Raw genomic sequence first — 689 nt, 5'->3', positions numbered from 1 at the left:
ACAGGTGATGGGAAAATATGGATGCCTAAGCCTGTTTTTAAAACGCCAGTTTCAGGTCGGGCATGCGGCATAGCCAATCCAGGGCATAACACATAGTAAGGACCGTTTTCTTCCGTTGAACGGATGATCGCATCAGCATAGTGCTGGGAGACGTAACCTTTATTTTCTAGGTATTGAGTGGTCTTTTTAACCGCATCTTGCCATTGGTAAGCGCGATCATTAATTACATCTACTAGTTCGTGGTCGATTAACTCGTACAGCATATTTAACCCTATCAACAGTTCGTCATCTGATGGGTTAATTATCAATAACAGAGTCCCAACCGCGCAACCGAGCTACTTTTGCGCTTCGAATCACACTTTAAAGCCTGTCAATTTGTTTAAATGGACAGATCTCAAAAATCTCACACGTAAAAAATCTACAAATTTTATTTGAGCAACAAGTCAATAGACGAATTTTGAATACAATCACTTTCTCGACAATATTCTTAAAGTTACATTATTTAAATCAGATCACATTAGACCTATTGACTCGATATAATTCGTGATTAATTTCAAAGTTCATTTCGAGCTATTTCTTGATGGCTCGCACTCAAACGTAGATAAACATCACATTTGTTGGCTAGAAGAAATAAAAACGTCACTGGCTTTCACCAAATTGCAGACACAAAAAAACCGCCATTCAGGCGG

The 689-nt window shown here is 38.8% G+C and carries 1 protein-coding gene; it reads right to left on the bottom strand.

The genetic code is table 11. The annotated features are described in order from the left end of the window. The coding region (locus R7040_RS26785; protein ID WP_318097636.1) for a PTS sugar transporter subunit IIA at positions 1-263 on the bottom strand (263 nt) is incomplete at its 3' end. Positions 264-689 lie beyond the last annotated feature (426 nt).

This window comes from Vibrio sp. 1069, assembly GCF_033340555.1.
The sequence above is the reverse complement of the archived record's forward strand: the minus strand, read 5'-3'. Positions and strand labels throughout refer to the sequence as shown.